Source organism: Actinoplanes lobatus, assembly GCF_014205215.1.
Lineage (GTDB): Bacteria > Actinomycetota > Actinomycetes > Mycobacteriales > Micromonosporaceae > Actinoplanes > Actinoplanes lobatus.
In genome coordinates this window covers 10,034,116-10,056,735 of sequence record NZ_JACHNC010000001.1, presented here as the reverse complement: position 1 = coordinate 10,056,735, position 22,620 = coordinate 10,034,116, and the positions used below count along the sequence as shown (strand labels likewise).

Annotated in this window: 16 protein-coding genes; 7 read left to right on the top strand and 9 right to left on the bottom strand. The window is 73.2% G+C overall.

Annotated features, from left to right (window positions below; translation table 11 throughout):
- Genes BJ964_RS45630 through BJ964_RS45620 form a run of 3 tightly spaced genes read left to right on the top strand, consistent with a single transcriptional unit; the run spans window position 1 to window position 4,134 of the window.
- Window positions 1-2,394, top strand: a complete 2,394-nt coding sequence (locus BJ964_RS45630) for a GTPase-associated protein 1-related protein (RefSeq protein WP_188126486.1) — start codon at window positions 1-3, stop codon at window positions 2,392-2,394.
- Window positions 2,394-3,953 (top strand): TRAFAC clade GTPase domain-containing protein, encoded by a 1,560-nt coding sequence (locus BJ964_RS45625; protein WP_188126485.1) that lies wholly within the window; start codon window positions 2,394-2,396, stop codon window positions 3,951-3,953. Before BJ964_RS45630 ends, BJ964_RS45625 begins: the two co-directional genes overlap by 1 nt.
- Window positions 3,946-4,134, top strand: coding sequence for a hypothetical protein (locus tag BJ964_RS45620; RefSeq protein ID WP_188126484.1), 189 nt, complete (start codon window positions 3,946-3,948; stop codon window positions 4,132-4,134). The genes BJ964_RS45625 and BJ964_RS45620 overlap by 8 nt, the downstream gene beginning before the upstream one ends.
- A gap of 102 nt (window positions 4,135-4,236) precedes the next feature.
- Here BJ964_RS45620 and BJ964_RS45615 read toward each other — a convergent pair whose 3' ends face one another.
- From BJ964_RS45615 to BJ964_RS45590, 6 genes are all read right to left on the bottom strand, one after another.
- Window positions 4,237-6,042, bottom strand: coding sequence for a protein kinase domain-containing protein (locus BJ964_RS45615; protein ID WP_188126483.1), 1,806 nt, complete (start codon window positions 6,040-6,042; stop codon window positions 4,237-4,239).
- Window positions 6,043-6,047: 5 nt separating this feature from the next.
- The gene (locus tag BJ964_RS45610) at window positions 6,048-7,904 is read right to left on the bottom strand and encodes a vWA domain-containing protein (RefSeq protein ID WP_188126482.1); all 1,857 of its coding nucleotides are present in this window, start codon (window positions 7,902-7,904) and stop codon (window positions 6,048-6,050) included.
- Window positions 7,901-9,247: a hypothetical protein gene (locus BJ964_RS45605; protein ID WP_188126481.1), complete on the bottom strand. Its 1,347-nt coding sequence runs from the start codon at window positions 9,245-9,247 to the stop codon at window positions 7,901-7,903. Before BJ964_RS45605 ends, BJ964_RS45610 begins: the two co-directional genes overlap by 4 nt.
- A complete protein-coding gene (locus tag BJ964_RS45600) occupies window positions 9,244-10,581 on the bottom strand; it encodes a hypothetical protein (RefSeq protein WP_188126480.1) in 1,338 nt (445 codons plus the stop codon). Before BJ964_RS45600 ends, BJ964_RS45605 begins: the two co-directional genes overlap by 4 nt.
- 1 nt (window position 10,582) lies before the next feature.
- Entirely contained in the window at window positions 10,583-11,530 is a 948-nt protein-coding gene (locus BJ964_RS45595; RefSeq protein ID WP_188126479.1) for an FHA domain-containing protein, read from the bottom strand.
- 257 nt (window positions 11,531-11,787) lie between these two features.
- Window positions 11,788-12,453 carry a vWA domain-containing protein gene (locus BJ964_RS45590; protein ID WP_188126478.1) on the bottom strand — a complete coding sequence of 222 codons (666 nt, stop codon included), beginning with the start codon at window positions 12,451-12,453 and terminating at the stop codon, window positions 11,788-11,790.
- A gap of 89 nt (window positions 12,454-12,542) precedes the next feature.
- Between BJ964_RS45590 and BJ964_RS45585 the strand changes: the two genes are divergently transcribed.
- From BJ964_RS45585 to BJ964_RS45570, 4 genes are all read left to right on the top strand, one after another.
- Entirely contained in the window at window positions 12,543-15,170 is a 2,628-nt protein-coding gene (locus tag BJ964_RS45585; RefSeq protein WP_188126477.1) for a CHAT domain-containing protein, read from the top strand.
- 14 nt (window positions 15,171-15,184) lie between these two features.
- Entirely contained in the window at window positions 15,185-16,459 is a 1,275-nt protein-coding gene (locus BJ964_RS45580) for a hypothetical protein (protein ID WP_188126476.1), read from the top strand.
- 159 nt (window positions 16,460-16,618) lie between these two features.
- Entirely contained in the window at window positions 16,619-17,662 is a 1,044-nt protein-coding gene (locus tag BJ964_RS45575) for a hypothetical protein (RefSeq protein WP_188126475.1), read from the top strand.
- 112 nt (window positions 17,663-17,774) lie between these two features.
- On the top strand, window positions 17,775-18,473 hold the full coding sequence (locus tag BJ964_RS45570; protein WP_183221892.1) for a Crp/Fnr family transcriptional regulator: 699 nt from the start codon (window positions 17,775-17,777) through the stop codon (window positions 18,471-18,473).
- On the opposite strand, the gene BJ964_RS45565 is transcribed toward BJ964_RS45570, so the two are convergent.
- Genes BJ964_RS45565 through BJ964_RS45555 form a run of 3 tightly spaced genes read right to left on the bottom strand, consistent with a single transcriptional unit; the run spans window position 18,470 to window position 22,567 of the window.
- Entirely contained in the window at window positions 18,470-20,356 is a 1,887-nt protein-coding gene (locus BJ964_RS45565; protein ID WP_188126474.1) for a caspase family protein, read from the bottom strand. The genes BJ964_RS45570 and BJ964_RS45565 overlap by 4 nt on opposite strands.
- Entirely contained in the window at window positions 20,353-21,618 is a 1,266-nt protein-coding gene (locus tag BJ964_RS45560; RefSeq protein WP_188126473.1) for a hypothetical protein, read from the bottom strand. Before BJ964_RS45560 ends, BJ964_RS45565 begins: the two co-directional genes overlap by 4 nt.
- Before the next feature lie 4 nt (window positions 21,619-21,622).
- Complete coding sequence (locus BJ964_RS45555) at window positions 21,623-22,567, bottom strand: hypothetical protein (protein WP_188126472.1); 945 nt, start codon at window positions 22,565-22,567, stop codon at window positions 21,623-21,625.
- Window positions 22,568-22,620 lie beyond the last annotated feature (53 nt).

Sequence of the window (22,620 nt, the reverse complement as noted above, 5' to 3'; positions counted from 1 at the left end):
ATGGACCGACGATTCGAGACGCTCGTCTACACCGACTGCCGCCCCGGCGAAGGCCTCGGCGGCGGCGCCGGCCTCCAGTTCCAGGCCCGCTCCAGCGACGCCGCCGTGGCCGCGCAGACCCTGGTCAAGGACCGCCTGCTGTACGAGCCGCCGGCCCGCTGGATGGCCGACCGCCGCCCGGCGGGGGAGTACCCGCCCTCCTTCGGGCACCTCAGCGCCTCCGGCTACCTGGCCACCGCGGCCGGCGTCTACCTGGGACGGGAGGCCAACGGGGTACGCGAGGGCAACCAGCTCACCCACGCCCTCGTCACCACCGCTCCGGAGGCGTACCGCGGTCTGCGCCCGGCCCAGCTGTACGGCGCCGGGTTCTGGACCACCACCCCGGCGCCCGGCGGCCGGTCCACGCCGGTCACCGTCAGCCCGGAGGACGTGCCGTACACCCCGGCCCGCGCCCGCAAGTTCGTGCTCGCCCGGCCGAACGGCGCCGCCATGCTGTTCGCGCTGGTCTCCGCCCTGGAACGGGCCGGCAGCGACGGCCGGGTGCTGTTCCTCGGCGACGACGTCGGCGACATCGTGGAATGGCTGGTCGCCGGCACCCTGCTGGTACCCCGCCCGCGCGCCCTGGAACTCGGTTTCAAGATCTACTCCAACGATCCGGCCCGGTCACCGGCCCCGGTCGTCGCCGTACACCCCGACTTCGCCGGACCCGCCACCCGCGTCGACAACCAGCTCGGCTACCTCGTCTTCGACCTCACCACCCACCGGCACAGCCCGGTCGCCGTCACCGACAGCGCCGGCCGCTGGGTGCGACTGTTCCTCGACGGCGACCCGCGCGACGCCGTCGACGCCCTCGACGTGGCCAGCGAGTCCGGCATCGACGACGGCGCGGCCGCCGCGGCCCTCGGGCTCGCCGCCATCCTGCACGCCGAACCGCCCCCCGAACACGCCGAGGCGGTCGTCGGCTGGCTGCGGCGCGGGCCGGCACGACTGCGTGACGCGTACGGCGCCGACCTCACCGACCTCTTCGCCGAGATGCCCGAACGCTGGTCCCGCGAGGTGCTGCGGCTGCTCGACGAGGTCGGCAGCGACGGCCTGCTGCCCGGCAAGGCCGCCGAGGTACGGATCGCCCTGCTCATCAAGGACATCGAGGAGGCCGTCACCGGCGGCCCGGTCACCTCCGAGCCGCCCGCCCCACTGCCCGCCGGTGAATGGGGACCGGACCGCGACGACCAGGCGCTCGCCCTGCTCCTGGAGGCGCTGCGGGCCCCCGGCCGGTCCGGGCACGCCATCGAGGCGCTGCTGCGGGTCGCCCACCGCTACCGCGCCGACGTGCACCCGGCCCAGCTCGGTGAGGCCTCCACCGAACTCGCCCGGTACCTGTCCCGCGACCCCCGGCTGCTGCGCCCCACCGAATGGCCGCACGCCGCCGAGACCGAGGACCTGGTCGTCGCGGCGCTGCGGGCCCGGGCCGCACGCGGCGGCGCCGAACCGGCCCTCGTCGGCGACATGTGGGGGGACTGGCTGCTGCGCCGCCGCCCCCGGCTGCCACGCGAGCTGCGCGCCGCGGCGCTGGGCGCCGCGATCCGCGAGGGCGGCGACCGGCCCGGGCTGCTGCGCGACGAGCTCTCCGCGGTTCTTCAAGACCCCGACCGGTACGCGCGACGCGTCACCGACCTGTTCAGCCAGACCCTCGCCCGCCCCGACGAGATGCAGCTGATCGCCGAGAACGCGCCACCCGGCACACCCCCGCTCGACCGGGTGTTCCGCGGAGTCACCGAGCCGGTCGCCGGCCAGGGCCCGGTCACCACCCGCCAGCTCAAGCTCTGCCACGACCTGCGCCACCGCGGCCTGATCCAGCCGGACCGGGCCCTCGAGGTCGCCCTGGCCGCCGACGAGATCCTCGCCGGCGCGGTCGCCCGGCTGCTCGGCGACCCGCCCGACGACCGGGTCACCGGCCTGCTCACCAACATCGCCGACGCCCCGCCCCGACTGGTCCGCGCCCGTACCTCCCGGATCCTCGCCGCCCTGCTCGACCTGCCCGTCTTCCGGTCCGGCGACAAGGTGTTCGACCGCCATCCGGACCTGCTCGACCCGTACCTCAACGAGCTCGCCGCCACGCTGCGGACCAGCACCCGGGCCGCGCTCGCGGTGATGGCCTTCCAACTGGAGGGCAACCGGCTGCGCGACGACAAGACCCGCAAGGCGGCGCTCGGCAAGGCCCTCGACCACTGGCTGACCTGGGTGCCCGACCGGAGCGTGACGCAGGCCGCCCAGCAGGTCACCGAGGTGCTGGGCCGCAAGTGGGCGGAGGCCTGGGACAACCGGGTGGACCGGCTCGCCGGCCGCCGCAAGCGGTACCGCATCACCCACCCGTTCGGCGGGGGACGCTCCTGATGCGCGTGATCGGATTCGCCGTCTACTACGCCGGCGCCCTGGCCTGCCTGCTCTTCGTCACCGTGCCGGTCAGCCTGGTGCTGGCCGGGGTGAGCGTGGTGACCGGCGCCGTGGCCGTCATCGTGGCCGCCGGCCTGGTCCTCGCCGGCCCCGGCGCCGGCCTGCTCACCCCCGACGGCGCCCGGACCGGCCTGCCCGGCCGGGTCGCCCGCGAGTTCGTCCGCCGCGACCCGGCCTGGCCGCAGTACTTCGCGGCACAGGCGGTCCTCGACGCGGGCGCCACCACCGGCCGCGCCTGGGCCTGGACCACCGGCGCCTGGCGCACCGGCGTCGGCTGGCTGGCCGGCAACAACTGCGGCGGATTCTGGTGGCCGATCGTGGTCCTGCCGGTGCTCACCGTCCTGGCCGCCGGCTCCCTCGGCGCCGCCGTCGTGCTGCCCGCCTGCCTGCTCGTGATCGCCGCGCTGACCCTGGCCGCCTGGATCACCGGGCCGCCGCTGGTCTACCTGCTGCGCGGCGTGGACGCCGGCTGGCGGCGGATGTGGCGGTCCCGGGCCAGCTGCACCGCCTGCTTCGCCACCGCCGCGGTGCCCGCCTACCGCTGCCGGGGCGGGCACGGCCCGGCCCAGCGGGCCTCCGGCGACGACCTGCACCGCGACGTGCGGCCCGGCCGGCTCGGCGTGCTGTGGCGGCGCTGCTCGTGCGGGCTGCGGCTGCCCACCATGGTGCTGCGGGCCGCGCACAGCCGGCATCTGGAGGCCTGCTGCCCCAGCTGCGGGGAGGCGCTCTTCGCCGGCGCCGGCCGGGTCCGCGACGTCCGGGCGCCGGTCTTCGGCCCGGCGTCGGCCGGCAAGACCCAGTTCATCATGGCCGCTCTGGTCGGGCTGCACCGCGCCGCCGACAAGGCCGGCGTCGCCGTCACCATGCCGGACAACCGCGGCCGGATCGCGTACGAGGTCTACGCCGACCTGATCTCCCGCGCCGCCCCGGCCCCGAAGACCGACACCACCGCGCCGGTCGCCGTCACCGTCCGCCTCGAACAGGGCCTGAACACCACCCTGCTGCACCTGTTCGACGCGGCCGGCGAGACGCTGACCGACCGCGAACAGAACGCCGGCCTGTCCTACCTGGACACCGCCGAGACGCTCACCTTCGTCCTCGACCCGTTCTCCATCCGCCGGATCCGCGACGAGCACGGCGCCGCGTCGGCGACCGTCTTCACCGACGCCAACGCGGCCCTGCACGACCCGGAGGACGCCTACAACGCCACCGCCCAGCGGCTCCAGGAGTACGGAGTGCGCACCGACCGGAACCGGCTGGCCTTCGTGGTCACCAAGGCCGACCTGCTATGCCGCCTGCCGCTGACCATGCCCGGCGACGACAGCGCCGCGGTCCGTGACTGGCTCCGCTCGTACGGCCTGGAGAACCTGCTGGTGACCGCCGAGCGCGACTTCCGGCAGGTCCGCTTCTTCCTCGTCTCCGGCCGCGACACCGACCCGGGCGGCCCCGTCTCGGTGCTGCGCTGGATCCTCATGAAGGGATGGGGAGGCATTGGCTGACCCGCGCACCCGGCCCCCGCTCGTACACCGGCTGTCCCGGCTCACGATCCTGCTCGTCATCGTGGCGCTGGCCGTCTGGTTCGGCACCTCGGCCCTCGCCCTGACCGCCGTCGACTGGGCCACCACCGTCGTCTCCGACATCACCGCCACGATCTGGCGCCCCCTGACCGAGACATCCTGACCGGCAAGTCATGTAAGTACAGTTACAGTAACTACGCTTACATGGGCGACGAGGCGATCACGCGGACGATGACGCTGGCGCGGCAAGGGTCGAGTGCTTCGGTCAGCCCTTGACCAGGGTCGCGGTGGCGGGCCATCCGCCACCGGCGTTCTCCTCGCACATGACGATCTGCTGGTCCGCCACGGCCGCCACCACCGTGCGCCAGCCGCCGCCGTGTGTCATGACGACCCGCGTGACGCGCCCGCTCCACAGCAGCCGCCAGTCGGCTTCGGTCCAGATGTCGTGCAGCCACAGGCCACCCGCCGTCGCGATCGCCACGCTGACGCCCTGCCGGTGTCCGGCGCAGGCGACGTCGAGGGGCTCGTCCGGCGCGTCGAGCCACATCGGCTCCTCCCAGTCGCCGAGCAGCGTCTCGGCGATCGCGACGCGCCGCTGCGCCGTGAGAATCGCCGTGCAGACGAGCTCGCCCCACGTGTTCAGGGTCAGCGCGGCGGCGTCGGCGCCGACCAGCCCGACGGCTTCCAGGCGCGGTGGTGGCCCGCACAGCACAGAGCCGTCCGCCGCCTCGACGACGACCTGGGGCCGGCCGTCCACCCCGGTCGCGGCGGCGAGCACCCGGCGCGCGACCGCGGACCGGACGACCTCGGCGCGGCCGTCGAGCGACACCGTCACCGTCGCGAGGACACCCTGCCGGTCGACCGCGAATCCGGCCACCGAGCCGTCGCCGCCGGCCGCCACCCGTACCGGCCCGGTCACCCGAAGATCCTCGACCTGATGCCAGCGCGCACCACTGCGGTGCCAGACGCCTCCGTCAGCGGCCGTCGCCATGAGGATCACCTCGCCGCTGCCGTGCCGCGCCGCCGCGACCGACAGCGGGTTCCCCGGTCCGGCGTCGTCGCCGAGCAGCGCCGGATGCCGGACCGGCGAGACGGTCACCGCGCCGATCCGGTCGACACCGGCGGCGGCGAGGCGGATCGCCCCGGCGCCGGTCGCCGCGATCGCGACATCCCGGTACGCCCCGGCGGGAACACCCTCGGCGAACAGCGCCCGGAACTCCTCCGCCCAGTCCACGAGCGGGGCGGGCCGCTGCCGCGGCTCGTACGCGAGCAGCGACCCGACGTGTTCGGCGAGCCGTGCCGGATACCCGAAGCCGATCAGGTCCCGCGCCGCCTGCTCCCGGGCGTGCGCCATCGGCGGGTGGGCGCCGGTCAGCAGGTAGTAGACGATCGCGCCGAACGAGTACCGGTCACACGCCGGGGTGATCTCGTGCTCCGGCGCGGCATAGCCCGGCGTGGCCAACCGCCGCGTGGTGGCCGATCCGGTCGCGCGCATGAACGCGAAGTCGATGAGCTTGACCTGACCGTCACTTCCGACCATGACGTTGCCCGGCGAGATGTCGCGGTGCACCTGCCCGTGGTCGGCCAGCGCGTCGAGCTGGCGGGCGAACTGGGCCACCACGTCGGCGACGGCGCCGGGCGCGGGGCGTTCCTCCTGCTGCCAGGTTCCGAGATTCCGCCCGTCGACCCAGGGGGTGACCAGGAACAGTGAGCGCCCGGCGGACTCCGGCGGCCGGGAGTCCGGGTGCGGCGCCGGGCCGGTGAACGCCCGAGCCGTCGGCACCACCCCCGGAATGTCCCGCAACTCGATGGTGCGGTCGATCGTGTCCTGCCACATCCGCCGCCACCGGTCAAGGGCCTCGTTCGGGGTCTCGTTGTCGTCCGGAACGACGTGCCGCGGAAGCAGGATCTTGATCGCCCAGGAGCCGCCCAGCCGGCCGAGAACACGCTCGGCCTCCCAGAGCTCACCCTCGTAGCCGGTATGGACCAGCCGGACCAGCCGGTACATCGCGGCGTCCTCGTCACTGCTGACGTACCAGCCGTCCCGCCCGACGGTGTCCGCTCCCCGCATCCGGGTCAGTCCCTCATCACGAAACCGGGCATGACGGAACTCGTGGCGCTCGTCGCCGGCTCCGTCTCCGGTGCCCGCTGCGCGGGCCGCATCGGGGCCGGAACCGGCGCCGGCGCGTAGTCGGGCAGCGTCGCCGCCTCCGCCTCGACCCCACCCAGCGCTTCGGTGAGCCGCTGGATGACCGCGACCACCAGCGCATCCGGGCCGGTGCCGTCGGGGCGGCAGACGGCGGCGAGCCCGCTCAGGTCGGGCGGCCGCGCCTCGACCCGCGCCTTCAACTGGTCCAGCAGCGCGACGTATCCGGCCACGGCGGGCGGCCGCGCGAAGTCCGTAGGCAGCGTCGGGTACAGCAGCTTCACGACCGCACGGAGCGTATTGCCGAGCTGGTCCTCGGTAACGTCGGAGCCGAGCCGCCGCTGGGCACGTCCGGAGTTGTCGGTGGAGATCAGCTTGCCCGGGAAGACGCGGTCGGAGACCGCCTCCACCTTGGTGATCACGATGCCGAACGCTTCCAGCGCGGCGTTGCGGTCGCCGGCTCGGGCCCCGTCGCCGGCCGATCGCTGCAGGATGTCGCGTGCCCCGGCGTCGAGCGGCTCGCGGGGTGCGCTCGACAGCGTCTGCCGTACGCGGTGCGTGATGCCGCCGCCGACCCCGGAGAAGTACTCGACGAGCACGTCGAGCCCACCGATCGTGGTCGGGTCGCCGCCACCCACCTTGACCAGTGCTTCCAGCAGATCGTGGTTCGGCGTGATCCCCGGCTGCTCGGCCCGGTACCGGCGCAGGAACAGCTCCCGGGTGCTGATCCCGATCGCGTGCAGCCTGATGTTCATGTCCCGATGCAGGTGCTCCATCAGCCCGACCGGCTCGGAGGTCGCCTCCATGATCTCGCCGGTGCCCTGATCGCCCCGCGGCGCCCAGTCGGCGCCGTCGCTGACCAGCACGACGAGACGCTCGTTGCCCGGATGCCCGTGCTGGTACAGCAGGTCAGCGGCGGCGTGGATGGCGTTGCCGATGTGCGTCAGGCCCCGGGGCCGCAGCAGCGCCACCGCCTCCCGGAACTCCTGGATGACCTCCGGCGGGGAACCGCCGTCGAGCTGCGCCATGCCGCCGGAGCGGGGGAACCGCGGCGTCGCCGTCGAGGTGAACGACATCAGCGCGACCCGGGACACCCGCCCGGCCACCCGGAGCCGGACCTCGAGCAGGTCCCGCAGCGCCTGTTGCAGCGCCTCCATCCGCTGGATGTACCCGTTGCGGCGCAGCGCGAGCATCGACTCGCGGGGGACCGGGATGTCCTCGGCCTCCATCGAACCGCTGCAGTCGGCCAGGATCACCATGTCCACACCGGCCTTCACCCCGGGTGCGAACACCTCCACGATCGTGCGTGGCCCGATCCGGGCGATGACGTCGTACCGGGAGCCGGTGTCCACCTCGATCACCCGATGCGGCACCCCGGCGACATCGAGAAACAGCTCACCGGGCTGCGACGGCACCCACAGCGGCGTGCCCACGATTCCCGCCCGTGCGATCTGCTCGGCCGCCGTCTCCGGCTGGCGTTCGGTCGGCAGCTCCAGGACGATCCGCCTCGCGTCGACCGCCTGCTGCGGGTGCAGGTTCCAGCGCGCGTCGTCCAGCAGGAACAGCTCGTCGCGCAGATCCTCGCCAACGGCCAGGACACCGGCGGGCACCTCCCGGAGCCGGCAGACCTCGACGGCGCGCAGGTGCATGCCGCCCGCCGTCTCGGCGCTCAGCAGCGCGGGCCCCTCCGGCCAGCTCACGCCGTCCGCCGAGACACCGACCCGCCAGCCGCGCAGCAGCCCCCTCGGCGGCAGCGCCACGACTCGTTGCTCCCCCGGCCGGGTCATCGCCGACTCCCTCGCTTGTCGCTCTCGATCTGTACGCGGACGCCGCCCTGTTCGCCCTGCGACAGCTGGTCGGAGAAGTACCGGATGAGCGTGCCCTGCCGGCCGATGAACAGGCCCCGGTACGCCTCCGGCACCCGGACGAACAGCAGGCCCGGCCGATCACCGTCGCGCTGCCGGCGGGGCCGGTTGTAGTCGGCGAGAGTGAGGTTCGCGGCGATGGCGTCGCCGTGCTCCGGGATCGCGTGCCGGACCAGAACCTTCAGCCGTTCGACGAGCTCCGCGCCCCGGTCGTTGCCCTCGGCGATCAGTTTGATCTCTTCGTCCCACCGGCGGCGCCGGCGCTGGATCAGTGTGCGCAGGCCGTCGGCATCCCGTCCGCCCGCTCCGGCGAGCTCCTGCTGGGCGGCGTCGATCGTGCTCAGGATCCAGCGGAAGTCCAGGGCCGGTTCGGTGTGGCCGGCCCGCCGCAGGCTGTGGCCGAAGCCGCGCAGGCTCGGCAGCGGTTCGGCGTCGCGGCGGCGCTTGGACCGCAAATACGCTCCCGCGACGATCTGGCGGATCAGCACGGGTGGCGCGTAGGCGGGCAGCTCCCGGTGATGCCGGCCGCACAGCGCGAGGCCGAGTCCCTCGCCGCCGAAGACCTGCCACCGGCGCAGGTGCTGGGCGCACATCTTCACGCCGCACGGTGTCAGGCCCGCTTCGGTGACCTCACAGCGGGCCTTGCCCATGTTGGCGCAGCCGCGGTGTTCGCAGGCCGGGAACTGGGCGTCGTAGCAGGACGGGCAGTAGCTGAGGTCCGGGCCGCTCGGATGGGCTCGCCGATGCCTGTCGCAGTGTGCCCTCTGCCGCTGGCACCGGCCGCCGGCGCACCGGAACGTCGCCGTCGCGCCGCATTCGACGCAGGTGGGCTCGTGGTCCGTGCAGGTCGCGATCAGCGCGCCGTCGAGGATTCTGGCGTGCACGTCGCACAGGCGCTTGTCGAGCGCCTCGGTGCCGCACTCCCGGCAGGTGAACGAGCCGTAGCGCTCGCGTCCCTCGGCGGTGCAGCCCTGGCAGCGGTACCTGACTTTGGCGGGTTCCAGCATGCCGACGATCTGGAACGTCGTGGACGGCCCGACGATCGGATCGGCGCCGGGTGCGAGCCGGGCGAGGGCGATGTGCACGTCGCCGTTCGGGTGCCCGAGGGTGTATCGCGGCCGCCTCGTCAGGTCGCGCCCGTGCAGCACGGGCTCGATCATGGCCCACAGTTCGACGATCCTGTCCTGGTCGTGCAGCCCGTCGGGCCACTCGCGCACGTCGAGAAGGATCTGCATGTCGGCGACCGGCGCCGCGACGGTGGTCATGACTGTTCTCCCTTGTGCGGCCGTTGATGCTGTCCGCCACCGCGCTGCCCGCTCCGCCCTCGGGGCTCGGAGCGCTGCCGTGGCGGCCGGTCCCGGCCGGACTGCTGCGCCGGGCCGCGCCCCGCGGACGGCCTGCGAGGAGGCTCGGCGCCCTTGCGCGCCGCCACGATCGCCGCCCACTCGCCGAGCACCAGGTGCGTGCGGCCCGGCGCGATCTGATTCGCCGCCGCGAGACACGGCCCGCCCGGGGCGGCGTCCAGCAGGACGTTGCCCGCGATGGCCGCGAACCCGGACCGGTGCTGCCGCGCCCAGCCACGCAACAGCGTGTCGTCACTGACGCAGCCGGACAACCCGAGCTGCGGCAGGTCCAGCGCCGCCGCGATCGGGAAGAGTTCCTGCGGGGTCGCCCCCAGGTTGTCGAGCTCCACCGACAGGGTGTCGACGATCAGCGTCCGTAACAGGTCCCGCGCGCTGCACTCGACGAGTTTCGGCTGCTCGCCCCGGGCGGCCGGCTCCTCGACCGTCAGCCGGGCACGCAGCCCGCGGGCGACCGCCCGGGCACGGTTCTCCTCGAGGATCTGCTGTGGCAGGTTCCGCAGTCGCCGCCCGTCCCGCACCAGCCGGCGGGCCCGCAATCCGAAGGCGGCGACCAACAGGGCCCAGGCCGTCGTCGTCGAGACACTGGCGGCGGCGTCGATGCAGCGCAGCACCACGGCAGGCGTCCCGTCGGGGAGGGTGGCCGGGTGGACGTCCATCCGTTCCAGTTGCGCCACGCCGTCGGTACGCCGCAGCTCCGCCTCGACACGCGCGAGGTGGGTCGTCGAGGCGGAGGCGAGGTAGCGGGTCGCGACGTGCTGCCGTGACATGCCGAGCCGATGGGAGCCCCCGGTGCCGGAGCCCTCCGGATCGGCCCGCCCGGTCAGCGCGATCAGCAACGGCACGTGCTCCCGCAGCAGGTTGCACAGCACCTCCTGCTCCACCGCCGAGGCGACCTCGATGACATGCCGATCGTCGCCGGGTGGTCCGACGACCTGCCGTCCGTCAACCTCGGCGGCGACCGAGGCCGGCAGGAGCGATACGTGGGCCGCCGCCACGGTTTCGGCGAGATCCGCCGCGATGGCGCCGGCCCACTCGGCACGGGCGGCCGGGCTGCCGAGCCAGCGCGGCGCCGGTTCGGCGTACCACAGCGCGGGCTTGCCGGCGACGCGTTCGCCGCCACCCTGGTTGAACACGGTCCCGCGCCGGCCGGTGGCGGGCAGGTGGCCGTCGACGACGACGAAACCCTTTGCCACGTGCTGGCGCAACGCGCCGATCCGGGTCACACCTACGAGCACGTCAGGTCGTTCCTTCGCTCTCGATTTCGGTCCTGGGCGGTTCGGATCGGCCGGACCAGGTTCGGTCGTCGCCGACGGGATACCTCTGGCCGGACACGTAGACCCGGACGGACCGGGCCAGGGAAAGCAGGTCGTGCCCGCCGAGCGTGACGGCCGTGTGCGGTTCGAGCCGGGCGCCGTCGCCCGGCGGGGCGCCGGCGCGATGAATCCGCGTGCCGTTGGCCGAGCCGAGGTCGACGGCTGTGACGCAGCCGTCCGGCCGCAACCGCAGGAGCAGGTGCTGGCGACTGATCCGGCCATGACGCTCCGGAGGCGAGGGCAGCGAGTCGATGCCGACGCCGAAGATGGCGCGTCCCCGGCCGATGACCACGTCCACACCCGCCTCGATGGGGAATCGCAGCAGTTCGGCGCCGGCCATGTCGCACAGCACGAGCTGCTTCGTCTGCTCCCGTGGCCCGATCGCGGCCAGCAGGCCCTCGCAGAACGGGCAGCGAGCCCGTCCTTCGGTGTCGGCGACCGGCCACAACAGCAGCTCGCCCTGCCGGGTCATCGCCGCCGTGCAGTACGGGTCGCCGCAGGACCACCGGGTCCGCAGCACCGACCTGGCCAGCCCGGCCGCGTGGACGAGCTTGTCCTCCTTCTCCCGGGAGACTCGCTGGAGCGGCTCCGGCTTGACGCCGGACGGCACGAATGCGATCGAGTCGCCGTTCATCTGCCAGGCGAGAAAGCGTTCCGGGTGATCTTCGATCCACGGGTGCTCGCGCCGATGATCGATGAAATTGTCGCGGCTGAGAACCATCATTTTCGGGTTGTCGCGAGCCATCGGAAGAATGACCTCGTCGGCCACCGCGGCCTCGATGACACCCCACTCCGTCACCAGGGCGGGCCAGCGTTCCTGGTCGGCCTCCGGAAGGCGATCGCGTAACGATGTGTCGGCCACGAATGCCATTTCCGCGTCCGCACCATAGCGCTCGCGCCATGCGCTGGCCAGGCGTATCACCCGATCGAGATCCGGATGGCCGTTTGTCGACGGCAATTCCGTTGACCAGCAGACATTGGACACGTCGACCGTCGCGGCAGGGGAGGGCATCGCCGAAACGTACTCGGCGGCGGCGCATTCTTGGATGACACGTTCGGCCGGAAACTTGGGTCTGCATCGGCTACCCGTTTCGGTTTCCAAGAATTTCGACATAAGCGCTCCGATGATCAGGGATGGGTGGAGAGAAAGCGGCGGACCTCGCTGAAGTCGGTCTCCTCGGCGCTCGCCGCGAGCACCGCGCCGAGCAGCCCGGCCAGGTCCAGGCCGGGCAGTTCGAAACAGCCGTCGTCGGTGGCCAGCGCCCGCATCACCGTGTCGTCGGCACCGGGCAGGCCGAACGCGAAGATCTGGGTACGCCGGTGCTCGCGGGCCCGCGCGAGCCGCAGCGCCAGTGGCCGCCACTCGTCGCTCGGGTTGCCCTCGAAATCGGTCGGCGCGCCGTCACCGACCAGGATGATCCGGGACGCGGCCGGGCCCGGCGCCAGCGCCCGCCGCTCCTCCAGCAGGTGCAGTGCCAGGTCGATGGCGGCCACCATGGGCGTGGCCCCGCCCGCCGTCAGCTCCGGGATCTCCAGCCGGGCCGCCGGCACGAACGCGCCACCGGCCGCGGCCGACGGCGTGCCGTCGCCGGAGACCACCAGGACACCGCCCAGCCCGAACGTCAGAACCGCGAACTCGACGCCCCGCAGCGCACCGGCGCCCTCCGCCCGCACGGCCGGCAGCCATGCGGCGAGCTGCCGGTTCAGCGCCACGACGGCCGGCACCCCACCGGTCTCGGTGGTGCGCATCGAATCGGACGTGTCCAGCAGCAACGTGACGAACCGGGGCTCCATTGTCACCTTTCCGGGCGGGTGATCTCACCCGGTATCTGACGGACAGCGCCCGCCTGTCCGTCAGATACCGATGCGAGAGGAGGCAGGGGATGGACGAGGACGCCGAGCGGTACGCCGTGATCGCCGCCGCGCTGGCCGGGCACGCCCCGATCGCCGACGCGGTGGGTGCGCTGCGATCGGTGCCGGCCGGCGGACCGTACCGTGGTGCTCTCGCCGCCGGGCTGATCGACCGGCTGGTGGCCGACGAGGAGAGCCAGCTCTTCGGCGACCGGGAGCCGTTGGAGGCCCTGATCGCGATCGGCGACGGCGACCCGCCGGCCGGGCCGTCCTGGCCGCGGACCCGGGCGCTGGGCCGGTCCGCCGCCCTCGCCATGGCCGCCATGCGCTACGACCTGCCGAACACCGCGGACGCTCTGGAGGAGCTCGACGAACTGGCCGCCGCGATCACCGACGGCGACCGGATGGGCCGGATCCAACTGGAGCGCGCCCGCCTCGCCGTCTCCATGTACCACGCGGTGACCGACGGCGACGACCCGTTCCAGAGCGAGGCGTGGCAACGGTTCCGCAAGCTCGCCGAGGGCTCCGGCCAGCCCGAGGCCGTCGCCCTCGGTGAGGCCATCGACATCTCCCAGGCGCTGATGAACGACCCGCACACCGACCTCGACACCCGGCTCGAACGGCTGCGCGAGGTCGCCACCCGGCTGCCCGACTCGGCGGCCCGCTCGATGATCGAATCGACCGCCGACCAGATCCGCCAGGTCATCGGCGGCAACCTGGACGCGATCCCCTCGTCCGGCGGCGGCGCGGACGCGCTCCACCTCGCCGCCTCGGTCATCGGCCCGCTCTCCGCGGAGGACGCCACCGCCGAGGACCTGGACCGGGCGGTGGACCGGCTGCGGGCCGCCCTCGCCGCCAGCCCGGACAACCCCCACCAGCGGATCATGCACCTGACCGGGCTGGCCGGAGCCCTCGCCCGGCGGGCCGAGACCACCAACGACATCGGTGACCTGCCGGAGGCGGAGCGGCTGCTGGTGGAGGCGCAGGGGCTGCTCAGCGGCCCGCAGGACCGGGGCTGGGAGATCGTCCACGAGGGCCTGTCCCTGGTACGCCAGCGGATGGGCGCCGAACAGGACTCCTACCTGGACTCGGTGGTCTCCCTGCGTACCCATGTCTGGCGGGTCCTGATGCAGCCGGACGCGGCCGGAGCCGCCGCCGTCGCGCGGGAGGCCGGGGACGCGGCCGTCTCCGCCGCCCGCGGCTGCCTGCGCGTCCACGACGTCGCCGGGGCGGTCCGTGCCCTGGACGCGGGCCGTGGCCTGGCCCTCTACGCGGCGACCGAGATGCGCTCGGTGCCGGAGCTGCTGCGGGCCGCCGGCCGTGACGACCTGGCCGCCGGCTGGCAGCGGGCGATCGACGCGGACGGGCCGTCGCCGGGCCTGCGCCGCCGGGTGTTCGGCGTGCTGGCCGACATCGCCCCGGGTGGCGCCCTGTTCGACCCGCCGGAGATCGACGAGATCCGTGACGCGCTGTCCGAACTGGACCTCGACGGTCTGGTCTACCTGGTCCCGTCGTCGGATGTGTGGCCGGGCCTGGCCGTCGCGGTGCCCGCCGAGGGTGAGCTGTCCTATCTCGGCCTGCCCGCCCTGAAACCCGCCGACAGCCCCGAGGTGGACGACTACCTGGCCACCATGAGCAGCCGGGACAGCGCCGCCGTGGGCCGCGCCGGCAACCGCGACCTGGTGCCGGAGGACGACGATCTGACCGACCGGCTCGACATCGTCCGCGACTGGGCGTGGCGGGCCGCCATGGGCCCGATCATCGACACCGTGCTGCCGACCTGGACGCACGTACCCGGCCACCGGGTGCCCCGGATGGCGCTCGTGCCGATGGGGGAACTGGCGCTCATCCCGTGGCAGGCGGCCTGCCGCGCGGGAGGCGAACCGGCCATCCGTACGGTGGCGTTCTCCCAGGCCGCGTCCGCGCGGATGCTGCTGCGCAGCGCCGCCCTGCCGCCGGTCGCGCCGTCCCGGCTCGGCCTGATCGTCGCCGACCCGGCCACCGGCGCCGCCGCCGTGGACCTGCACGGCGCCCGCGACGAGGCGTCCGCGATCCACGACGTCCTCTACCGCGGCGCCCGCTACCTGGGCCGCCTGCCCGGCGACGACGGCGCCGTCAGCCCTTCCGGCGAGGGCACCCCGGAGCAGGTACGCGCCTGGCTGACCAGCACCGGCCGCGCCGCCGGGGCCATGCTGCACCTGGCCTGCCACGGCGTCGCCGACCCGGACGGCGGCTCCTACCTGATGCTGGCCGGACAGCGGCTGGCCGCCGAGGAACTGGTGAAGCTGATGACCGCGGTGCCGGAACGCGCGGTCGGGCTGGTCGTGCTGGCCGCGTGCAGCTCCGGGATGGCCGCCCGCGACTACGACGAGGCGTACAGCCTGGGCACCGCCTTCCTGGCCGGCGGCGCCCGTTCGGTGCTGTCCACCCAGTGGACGATTCCGGACAGCAGCACCTCACTGCTGATGTTCATGTTCCACCATCACCTGATGACCGAACGGCTGCCGGTCTGGGAGGCGCTGCACCGCGCCCAGCTGTGGATGCTCGACCCGGACCGTGAGGTGCCCGAGTCCATGCCCGCCCGGCTGAGCGCGCAGCTCGACGACGGCGACCCGGCCGACGTCACCGGATGGGCCGGCTTCCTGCACGGCGGTCGTTGAGAGGAGACCGGAGTTTGTCCAAGATCGACGCCCTGCGGGCCCGGCTGAGCAAGCTCAGGGGCCCCGCCCGCGCCCGGCCGCTGCTGGACCTGACACAGCTGCTCAGTGACGCGTACTGGCAGGCCGGGCCGGGCAAACCCGAGTCGCGGATCCTGCTCGATCAGGCCATCGCGGCGATCGACGAGGCGTACGGCTACTTCGACGCCGCCGACCCGATGCGCCGCAACGTGGCCGGGATGCGCGGCTGGCTGCACGGCTCCCGCCACCTGGCGCACGCCAGCCCCGCCGAGGACCGCGACATCGGGCTCCAGCAGATCGAGGAGGGCCTGCGGGCGCCCGGCCTGTCGCCGGTGCTCAGCAGCTCGATGCGGCTCACCCAGGGGCAGCTGTACATGAGCCGGGTGACCGGGATCCTGCAACAGCCGGGCGCCGTCAGCATGATCACCGAAGGCCGCCTGCCGGCGACCGCGACGACCGACGTGGACCGGGCGGTCGCCTGTTTCGAGCGGGTACGCGACGAGGCCGGCGCGCCCCACCAGGCCCGCGACATCACCGGACCCCTGCTCCGGATGGCCGGCGCGCTGCGGATCTTCGTCACCACGCCGAAGGGCACCTCCAGCGTCGAGATCATGAACCGGTGGATGGAGGCCATGAAGGTCATCCAGCAGATCCACCAGGAACAGTCGGCCATGCACATGGTCGTGCCGATCGGCACCAACGGCGCGTTCTACGGCGCGGACCGGATCGCCGACCAGGATCCGCTGGACCGCCCGGTGCCACTCGTGCAGTCCGCCCCGGCCGTGCCCCGGCCGCGCCCCGCCCCGCGTCCCACCCGGACCACTTCCCGGGTCCCGGCCCCCGTGCCGGCGCCGAACGACGCCACGGCCCTGCGCCGCGAACTGCGTGAGCTGATCACCGGCGGCGGCGACCTCTTCCCGGCGCTGGACCGGCTGCTGCGGACTCCCGCCCCGGCGCCCGGCCTGGTCGACGACATGGTCGCGCTGGCCACCGCGGTCGTCGACGCGGGCGCCGCGAACCGCACCGACCAGCTGCTGCTCGCCGCCGGGCTGAGCCTGCGGGCCCGCGCGGCCGGTGGCCGCCGGGCCCGCCGCGACCTCACCGAGGCCGCGGACGCGCTGGTCGAGGCGGCCGGCTCGGCTCGCACCCCACCCCCCGAGGCGGTACGCGTGATGCGCCGGGTGGCCGACCTGGTGGACCAGGCCGACCCGGCGATACGCGCCGGTCACCGCCTGACCGCCATCCTCCGCGAACGTGAAGGCGGTCGCTGAGGTAGCCGGAATGAATCGACTGTCCACCCGATGGTGGCCTCTGAACGTGCGGAATCCGGGCAGCGGACGGTTCGACCGCCCCGATGGGACTCCCCGTAGGACGGTGTTTAGAGCAAGCTTCAACCACCGATCCCGGCCCGCAGTCGGAAGGAGTCCTCGGTGGTCATCTCGCACGGCTCGATCACCCGATCAGAACCGGACACCCTGTGCCGGCTTCGGGAGCTGGCCGCGGCCGGTTCCCTGGCCTCGGTGGCGTCCGGGGACGGTGCTGAGCGGACCGTGCTGGCGGGCGCCGCGTACGAGCTGGTGTGGCCGATCGTCTTCGCCCGGGTGACCCGCCGGTTCGAGCGGCAGCGCGGCCACGCCGTCTGCGCCTCGGGGCTGACCAAACTGGCCGACGAATGTCTCGACCGGTTCCACGACGACGTCGAGGCGGTGGTCGACGATCTGCTGACCCACGCCCGCCAACCGATCCGGCACCTGGAGGCGTGGGTGACCGCCCGGCTCGGCGCGGCCACCGTGAACGCGCACCGCCGCCGCCGGGGCGAACGCGGCGCGCTGCAACGGCCACGGCTGCCCGGCTGGCTCGCCGACGGCCTGGGCCGCGACCGGTGGCTGATGGCGCTGGCCGTCGACATGCTGGTCTGGGTCGGGGTGAGCGGCACGGCCGGCGACCAGCTGTGGCCGGTCGAGTCGTGGGCGCAGTCCCGGGGCGCGTGCACCGGGGACTGGCAGGGCAGCGACCCGGCCACGGTACGGCGGGAGATCGAATCGGTGCTGGTCGCGATGCGGGCCCGTCCCACCTGGTTTCAATCCTTCGTGGAACGACCGATCGGAGCCAAACGGCCACCAGTGGTCACGATGGCCGTCGACCCGTACGGTGAACCCGTGCTACCGCTGGTCCCCGGTGACCCCGACGCCGGGGTCGAGTCCGAGCTCCGCCACCTCGCCGGTGACGCCGTACGGGTCATAGCCGCCCGTCTCGGCCGTGGCGAACCGGCCGAGCCGGTCGTCCTCGAAGTGCTCCAGGTCGTCTTCGGAGGCGCCTTCAGCGGCATGCTCGACCAGATGCCGTACGGCATGGCCGACCCGCTCGGCGGGATCGTCGGAGGGCTCACCGACCGTTCGAGAGTGGATCGCGTGGTGGCCGAGATCGTGGCGATCGTGGATGAGGGCGATGACGGTGGCGCCTTATCGGTGTGATTCCATGCCGTGATCCGACCCCAATCGGTGGTCCGAGATTCCGGAAATTGCCGGACTTCGTGCTGTCATTCCAGCGATTGCGCGGTCACCGTCCGTAAGGTCCAATGAGGACATGACGCGTGCGGGTGAACCGGCCTGGGCACCGGGATCCTTTCTGACCCTGCTCACCGTCGCCGAACGCGACGAGCTGCTGTCGCTCGGCACCACCCGGCGGCTGCCAGGCGGCCGGCACCTGCTCGTCGAGGGCCGCCAGGACACCCAGGTCGAGGTGATCCGGCAGGGCCACGTGAAGATCACCACCACGGTCGGTGGGCTGCCCCGGCTGCTCGCCATCCGGCTGCCCGGCGACCTGGTCGGCGAACTCGCCGCGATCACCGGCAGCGGCCGCATCGCCACCGTCACCACCTGCGGCGACGTCGTCTCCACGGTGATCCGGCAGGCCGAGTTCCTGCACTTCGTCAACCGCCATCCACACGTCGCCGCACAGGTCACCGCGGCGGTCGGCCGCAAGCTGCGGTGGGCCAACGACAGGAGGTCCGAGTTCTCCGCCTTCCCGGTGCACGTCCGCCTCGGCCGGGTGCTGCTGGAGATCGCCACCAGCTGCGGCGAGGCCGTCGGCGACACGTGGCTGATCCGGGTCGAACTGAGCCAGACCGAACTGGCGTCACTGGTCGGCGCCCGCGAGGACACCGTCCAGCGGGCACTGCGCGACCTGCGCCGCGAGGGCCTGGTCCGGACCGGCTACCGCCGGATCACCGTGCTCGACGCGGCCGCCCTGCGCGCCCTCACCGAGAAGGCCGAGTGGCTCTAGGGGACGACGGTCTTGATCACCGCCTCGGTGGTGGTCCAGTCGTAGGCCACGCCCAGTTCAGCGTCGACCAGGTCACGGTGGTGCAGGCCCCCGCCGAGCCGGTCCAGCAGACCCGGGAAACTGAGAGCCTTGCGGTAGGTGAAGCGTCGGCCCAACACCGGAAGCAGGTACGGCTTGGTCGAGAATCGCTCCTCTGCGGCGAACAGTTTCAGCCGGTCGCGGGCGAACGCCCCAGGCTGGACCGGGATGTCCTTGGGCAGGCGTACCGAGATGGTCCTCCGGTACCAGCAGTAGACGGTGACGCCCGGCCCGATGAAGTCGCCCGGGAACAGGAACGAGGTCACCGCGAACGCCGGTCTGAGGTTGAGCAGCACGCAGAAGAGTGGCTCAGCGCCGGTGTTGTGCAGCCGGATCCGGATCTTCGGCGGATCCCAGTCCTGGTCGCCCGGGGCGTAGGAGAGGACGTGCTCACCGTGGCCGCCCGGCGTCAGCGGCTCGTCGGTCTCCGCATCGACGATCTCGAGGCGGACCTGCGACGTGAGCCCCGGCGCCGGGTTCTCCAGTCTCCAGATCAGCATCCACTGGGCGATGTGCCTCAGGGCCTCGACCACCCGGGTGATGCGCTCGCCGCCTTCGTACGCCCATTCGGCGTACCGTTCCGCGTGCCGGTCGGTGATCACCAGGTTGCCGTCGGCGGCCAGCGTGACGCGCAGGTCCACGGGCTCGCCTGGCCCGGCCACCCGTAGGTGCGGCGACCGTCCGATCGCCGCGGTCAGTTCGATGATCTCAGCTGGATCCACCCCGGCCACCACCACCGCGGCACGCGGCAGCGGCACCGACGTCGTCACGACCCGGAACTGACGGTCCCGGTCCGGTTCCCAGCCACCGACCGGTTCGACGAGGCTGTCGGTCGGGCGCACCTCGACGATCTCCGCCTCCCGCCCGGAGGTGTCGTGCACGCCGACCCGCAGCCCGTCTTCGACCGGGAGCCCGTGCACCGTCCCGGCGTCGATCGCCCAGCGGTCGTGTGTGTACCGCATCCAGATGCTGCTCTCCGGCGTCACCACGACCCCGCCCAGAAACGGCTGGTCGAGTTGTTCGGGGATGTGCGACCGCGCCGACGATCCCTGGTATGCCTGCCGCGCCGCCAACCGGGCCCGTATGGCCTGCAACAGCTCGTAGTAGGTCGCCTTGGAGCCGAGCTGGCTGCGGGCCTCCAGCAGCGCCCAGCTGAAGACGCCTCGCCACTCGCCGTCCAGGATCAGCTCCTCCGCGGTTTCGAGGGCCTCGCAGGCGGCCAGTTCGATGTGCCGCATCGGCGGGACGGCGGCGGCCCGCTTGATGGTGCCGGGCAGGAACGACTCCGGCGGGCGGGATTCAGCCGGGCGCGGCGTCGTCCGGATCCGGGCCTCCGGTTCCCGGCCGCGCAGGATGCGGGAGGCGCCGCCCGAGTGGCAGCTGTCCAGCACCACGGTGATGTGCCCGGCGGCCAGCTCGTCGATGAGCAGCGCCAGCTCCTTGTCCCACAGGTCCGGCACGCCGTCGCTACGGCTGTCCGCGCAGACCAGCGTCTGCACCCGGCCCGAGGCCTCCAATCCTTCCGCCCAGTCCGGGGCCTCGGCGTCCGAACCGTGCCCGCTGAACCAGAACAGCGCCACGTCGTCCGGCCCGGCCTGACCGAGATGGGATCGGAACGCGGCGATCACCGCCTCGCGGGTGGCCTCGCCGTCGCGCAGGATCAGCGCCTCCAGCCGGACGCCGGGCGCCAGCGTGGCCCGCACGTGTGCCTCGGCCGCCTCCACGTCGTTGACGCAGCCGGACAGGTTCGGTGCGACGGCCTTGTACTCGTTGATGCCGACGAGCAGCGCGTACAGCACCTTCACGCGGTCACCTCCGGTCCGACGTGGATCCAGCCACGTTCGAGGAAGCCCTTCTCCGGCAGCTCGACGGTCATCGCCCGGAAGTCGGCGGCCACCGGCGGCTGTACGGCGTGCACGATCACGTCCCGGTAGAGCACGTCCGGTACGCCCAGCGCGTACACGGCCGAGGGGTTGGTCTTGATCGCCTCGCGCAGTGGCGCGCTGTCCAGCAGCCGGTGCACGGCGATCGCCGACGTGCCGACCCACCCGTTCTCACCCTGTTTGACCAGGCCCCGGTGCAGCGCCACGCGCAGCCGCATCGTCTCGTCGGCGGCCCGGCCCCGGTCCCGTTCGGCGAGCCGTTCGCCGAGCTCGCGCAGCAGCGCCGGGATCACCCGCGACTCGTCGATGCCGTACGGCAGGACGGTGAACTGCCCGTCCCCCTGCGGCTGCGGGTCCACCTGCCGGTCCGTGATGCCGGCCGCCAGCCGGGCCCGCCCCAGGACCTCGACCAGGTCGTGTTGCAGCAGCTCGGTCTCGGCGTTGCCGCGGCGGCTGTACCCGACCACGTCGGCGGCCATGCACAGCCGCACGGAGGCGCCGTCCGGCCCGGCGGCCGGGGTGAGCGGCTCGGTGAACGGGACGGCGTCGGACAGCACCGCGGTCTCCCGGCCGCCCGGCCCGGTCGTCTCCACCTGCACCGACAGCAGCCCGGCGACCTCGGGCGCGCCGGCCGGGATCTCCAGCAGGGCGTGCATGCCGTACGTGCGGGGCAGCACGAACCGCCCTCGGGGATCCTCCCAGGACCACCCGAACGAGGCCGTCTGCACCCCGTTCGCCCAGGCGCGCGGCACTCCGCGGCGGCCGAGCAGCCGCCGCAGCAGCCCGCCGCGCTTGCCGGCGGCGGCCGTCGCCAGGGCCGCCACGCCGGACGCGGGACTGCCGGTGACCAGCCCGAACTCGTCGCCGTCGAGGTCCAGCCGGACGGCCCGGGAGCCGCCGTCGGCCAGCGTCACGTCGAAGCGGGCGGCGGTGTAGCGGCGGCCCGGCTCCAGGACGTCCAGGTCGAAGGCGAACAGTGCTCCTACGTACCGATGATGTCCGAGAGCGGCGCGACCGCGCAGGGTGACCGGTAGATCCTCGGCCGGCACCGGATAGACCAGCGGGTGTCCGCAGCGCACCCCGCCCCGCCATCCGTCCGGCCCGGACAGGCCTTTGCCGCCGGCCGGGCCGAGCGTGTGGTGGCCCAGGATCTCGGCGCCGGTCAGCTCTTCGTCGTCCCACATGCCCCTAGCTGACGGACAGCGGCGTCCAGGCCAGGCCGTACCCGTGGCCCTCGCGCAGATTGTGGAAGTCGCGGACCACCTCGCCCAGCGCGGACGGCTCGATCACGGCACGCCCGGGCGGCCGGTTGCGCAGATCGGTGTACGGCACCTCGTCGAGCAGCCACACCTCGGCCGGCCGGCGTGCCCCGAACCGGACCCGCACCCTCCCGGACTCGCACGGGTCGAGCGGCACGATCGCGTAGTACGGCCAGATCGGCTGCCCGGGCGCCAGCGTGACCCGCAGCCAGAATTCGTGTATGTCGCCGGGCTGCATCTTGCCGGGGAGTTCGAGGGCGACCCGCTGGCCGCTGCCGTTCGGCTCCATTGCCCGCACCCGGGCGCCGAACAGCGCGTCCACCGCCGGCGGGCCGACCTCGGCGGGGGACTCCGGCAGGCCGATCCGGATCACGATCTCGTCTATCTCGCGGGTGGCCACGATGGTGCGCATCTCGTACAGCTCGGGTGTCGCGGTGTCCAGCCGGAACAGGGCGCGCAGCGACGACACCCGCCAGCCGGAGCCGTTCGCCGGATCGGCGGGCGGCTCCGGGGTCTTCTCGCCGGCCTGGGCCATCAGCGCCACCGCGTCGTCGATCCGCCGCCGGGCGGTGCGCACCGACACCTTCTGGAGGTCGGCCAGGCGCTGCTCGCGGTCGAGGAGGGTGGGGAAGCGGGAGTCGCGGTCCAGTGCGAACGCGAGCATGGCGGCCTGCCGGATGTCCGGCGCCAGGTCGGCGGCGAGCTCCCGCAGCAGCGTCCCGACCGCCGCGTGCACCCGGTTCTCGCGTTCGTGCGTGCCGAGCCGGCAGCGGCGGCGGATCTCCGGCCCGAGGAATCCGCCCAGCCCGAGGCGCTCCACGCCCCGGCCCCGGCGGAGTCTCTTCAGCTCGTGGTACAGATCGGAGTCGGCCATGGTCGTCCTTCGGCTATACAACAGACTGACCGTAGTGCATATTTGTGTCGGCT

Bases quoted from the DNA above. Each gene is read 5' to 3' on its own strand.
- BJ964_RS45555 (WP_188126472.1), bottom strand. From the start codon at position 22,567: ATGGCCGACTCCGATCTGTACCACGAGCTGAAGAGACTCCGCCGGGGC.
- BJ964_RS45570 (WP_183221892.1), top strand. From the start codon at position 17,775: ATGACGCGTGCGGGTGAACCGGCCTGGGCACCGGGATCCTTTCTGACC.
- BJ964_RS45560 (WP_188126473.1), bottom strand. From the start codon at position 21,618: ATGTGGGACGACGAAGAGCTGACCGGCGCCGAGATCCTGGGCCACCAC.
- BJ964_RS45595 (WP_188126479.1), bottom strand. From the start codon at position 11,530: ATGGCATTCGTGGCCGACACATCGTTACGCGATCGCCTTCCGGAGGCC.
- BJ964_RS45610 (WP_188126482.1), bottom strand. From the start codon at position 7,904: ATGACCCGGCCGGGGGAGCAACGAGTCGTGGCGCTGCCGCCGAGGGGG.
- BJ964_RS45590 (WP_188126478.1), bottom strand. From the start codon at position 12,453: ATGGAGCCCCGGTTCGTCACGTTGCTGCTGGACACGTCCGATTCGATG.
- BJ964_RS45630 (WP_188126486.1), top strand. From the start codon at position 1: ATGGACCGACGATTCGAGACGCTCGTCTACACCGACTGCCGCCCCGGC.
- BJ964_RS45605 (WP_188126481.1), bottom strand. From the start codon at position 9,247: ATGACCACCGTCGCGGCGCCGGTCGCCGACATGCAGATCCTTCTCGAC.
- BJ964_RS45585 (WP_188126477.1), top strand. From the start codon at position 12,543: ATGGACGAGGACGCCGAGCGGTACGCCGTGATCGCCGCCGCGCTGGCC.
- BJ964_RS45625 (WP_188126485.1), top strand. From the start codon at position 2,394: ATGCGCGTGATCGGATTCGCCGTCTACTACGCCGGCGCCCTGGCCTGC.
- BJ964_RS45615 (WP_188126483.1), bottom strand. From the start codon at position 6,042: ATGCGGGGAGCGGACACCGTCGGGCGGGACGGCTGGTACGTCAGCAGT.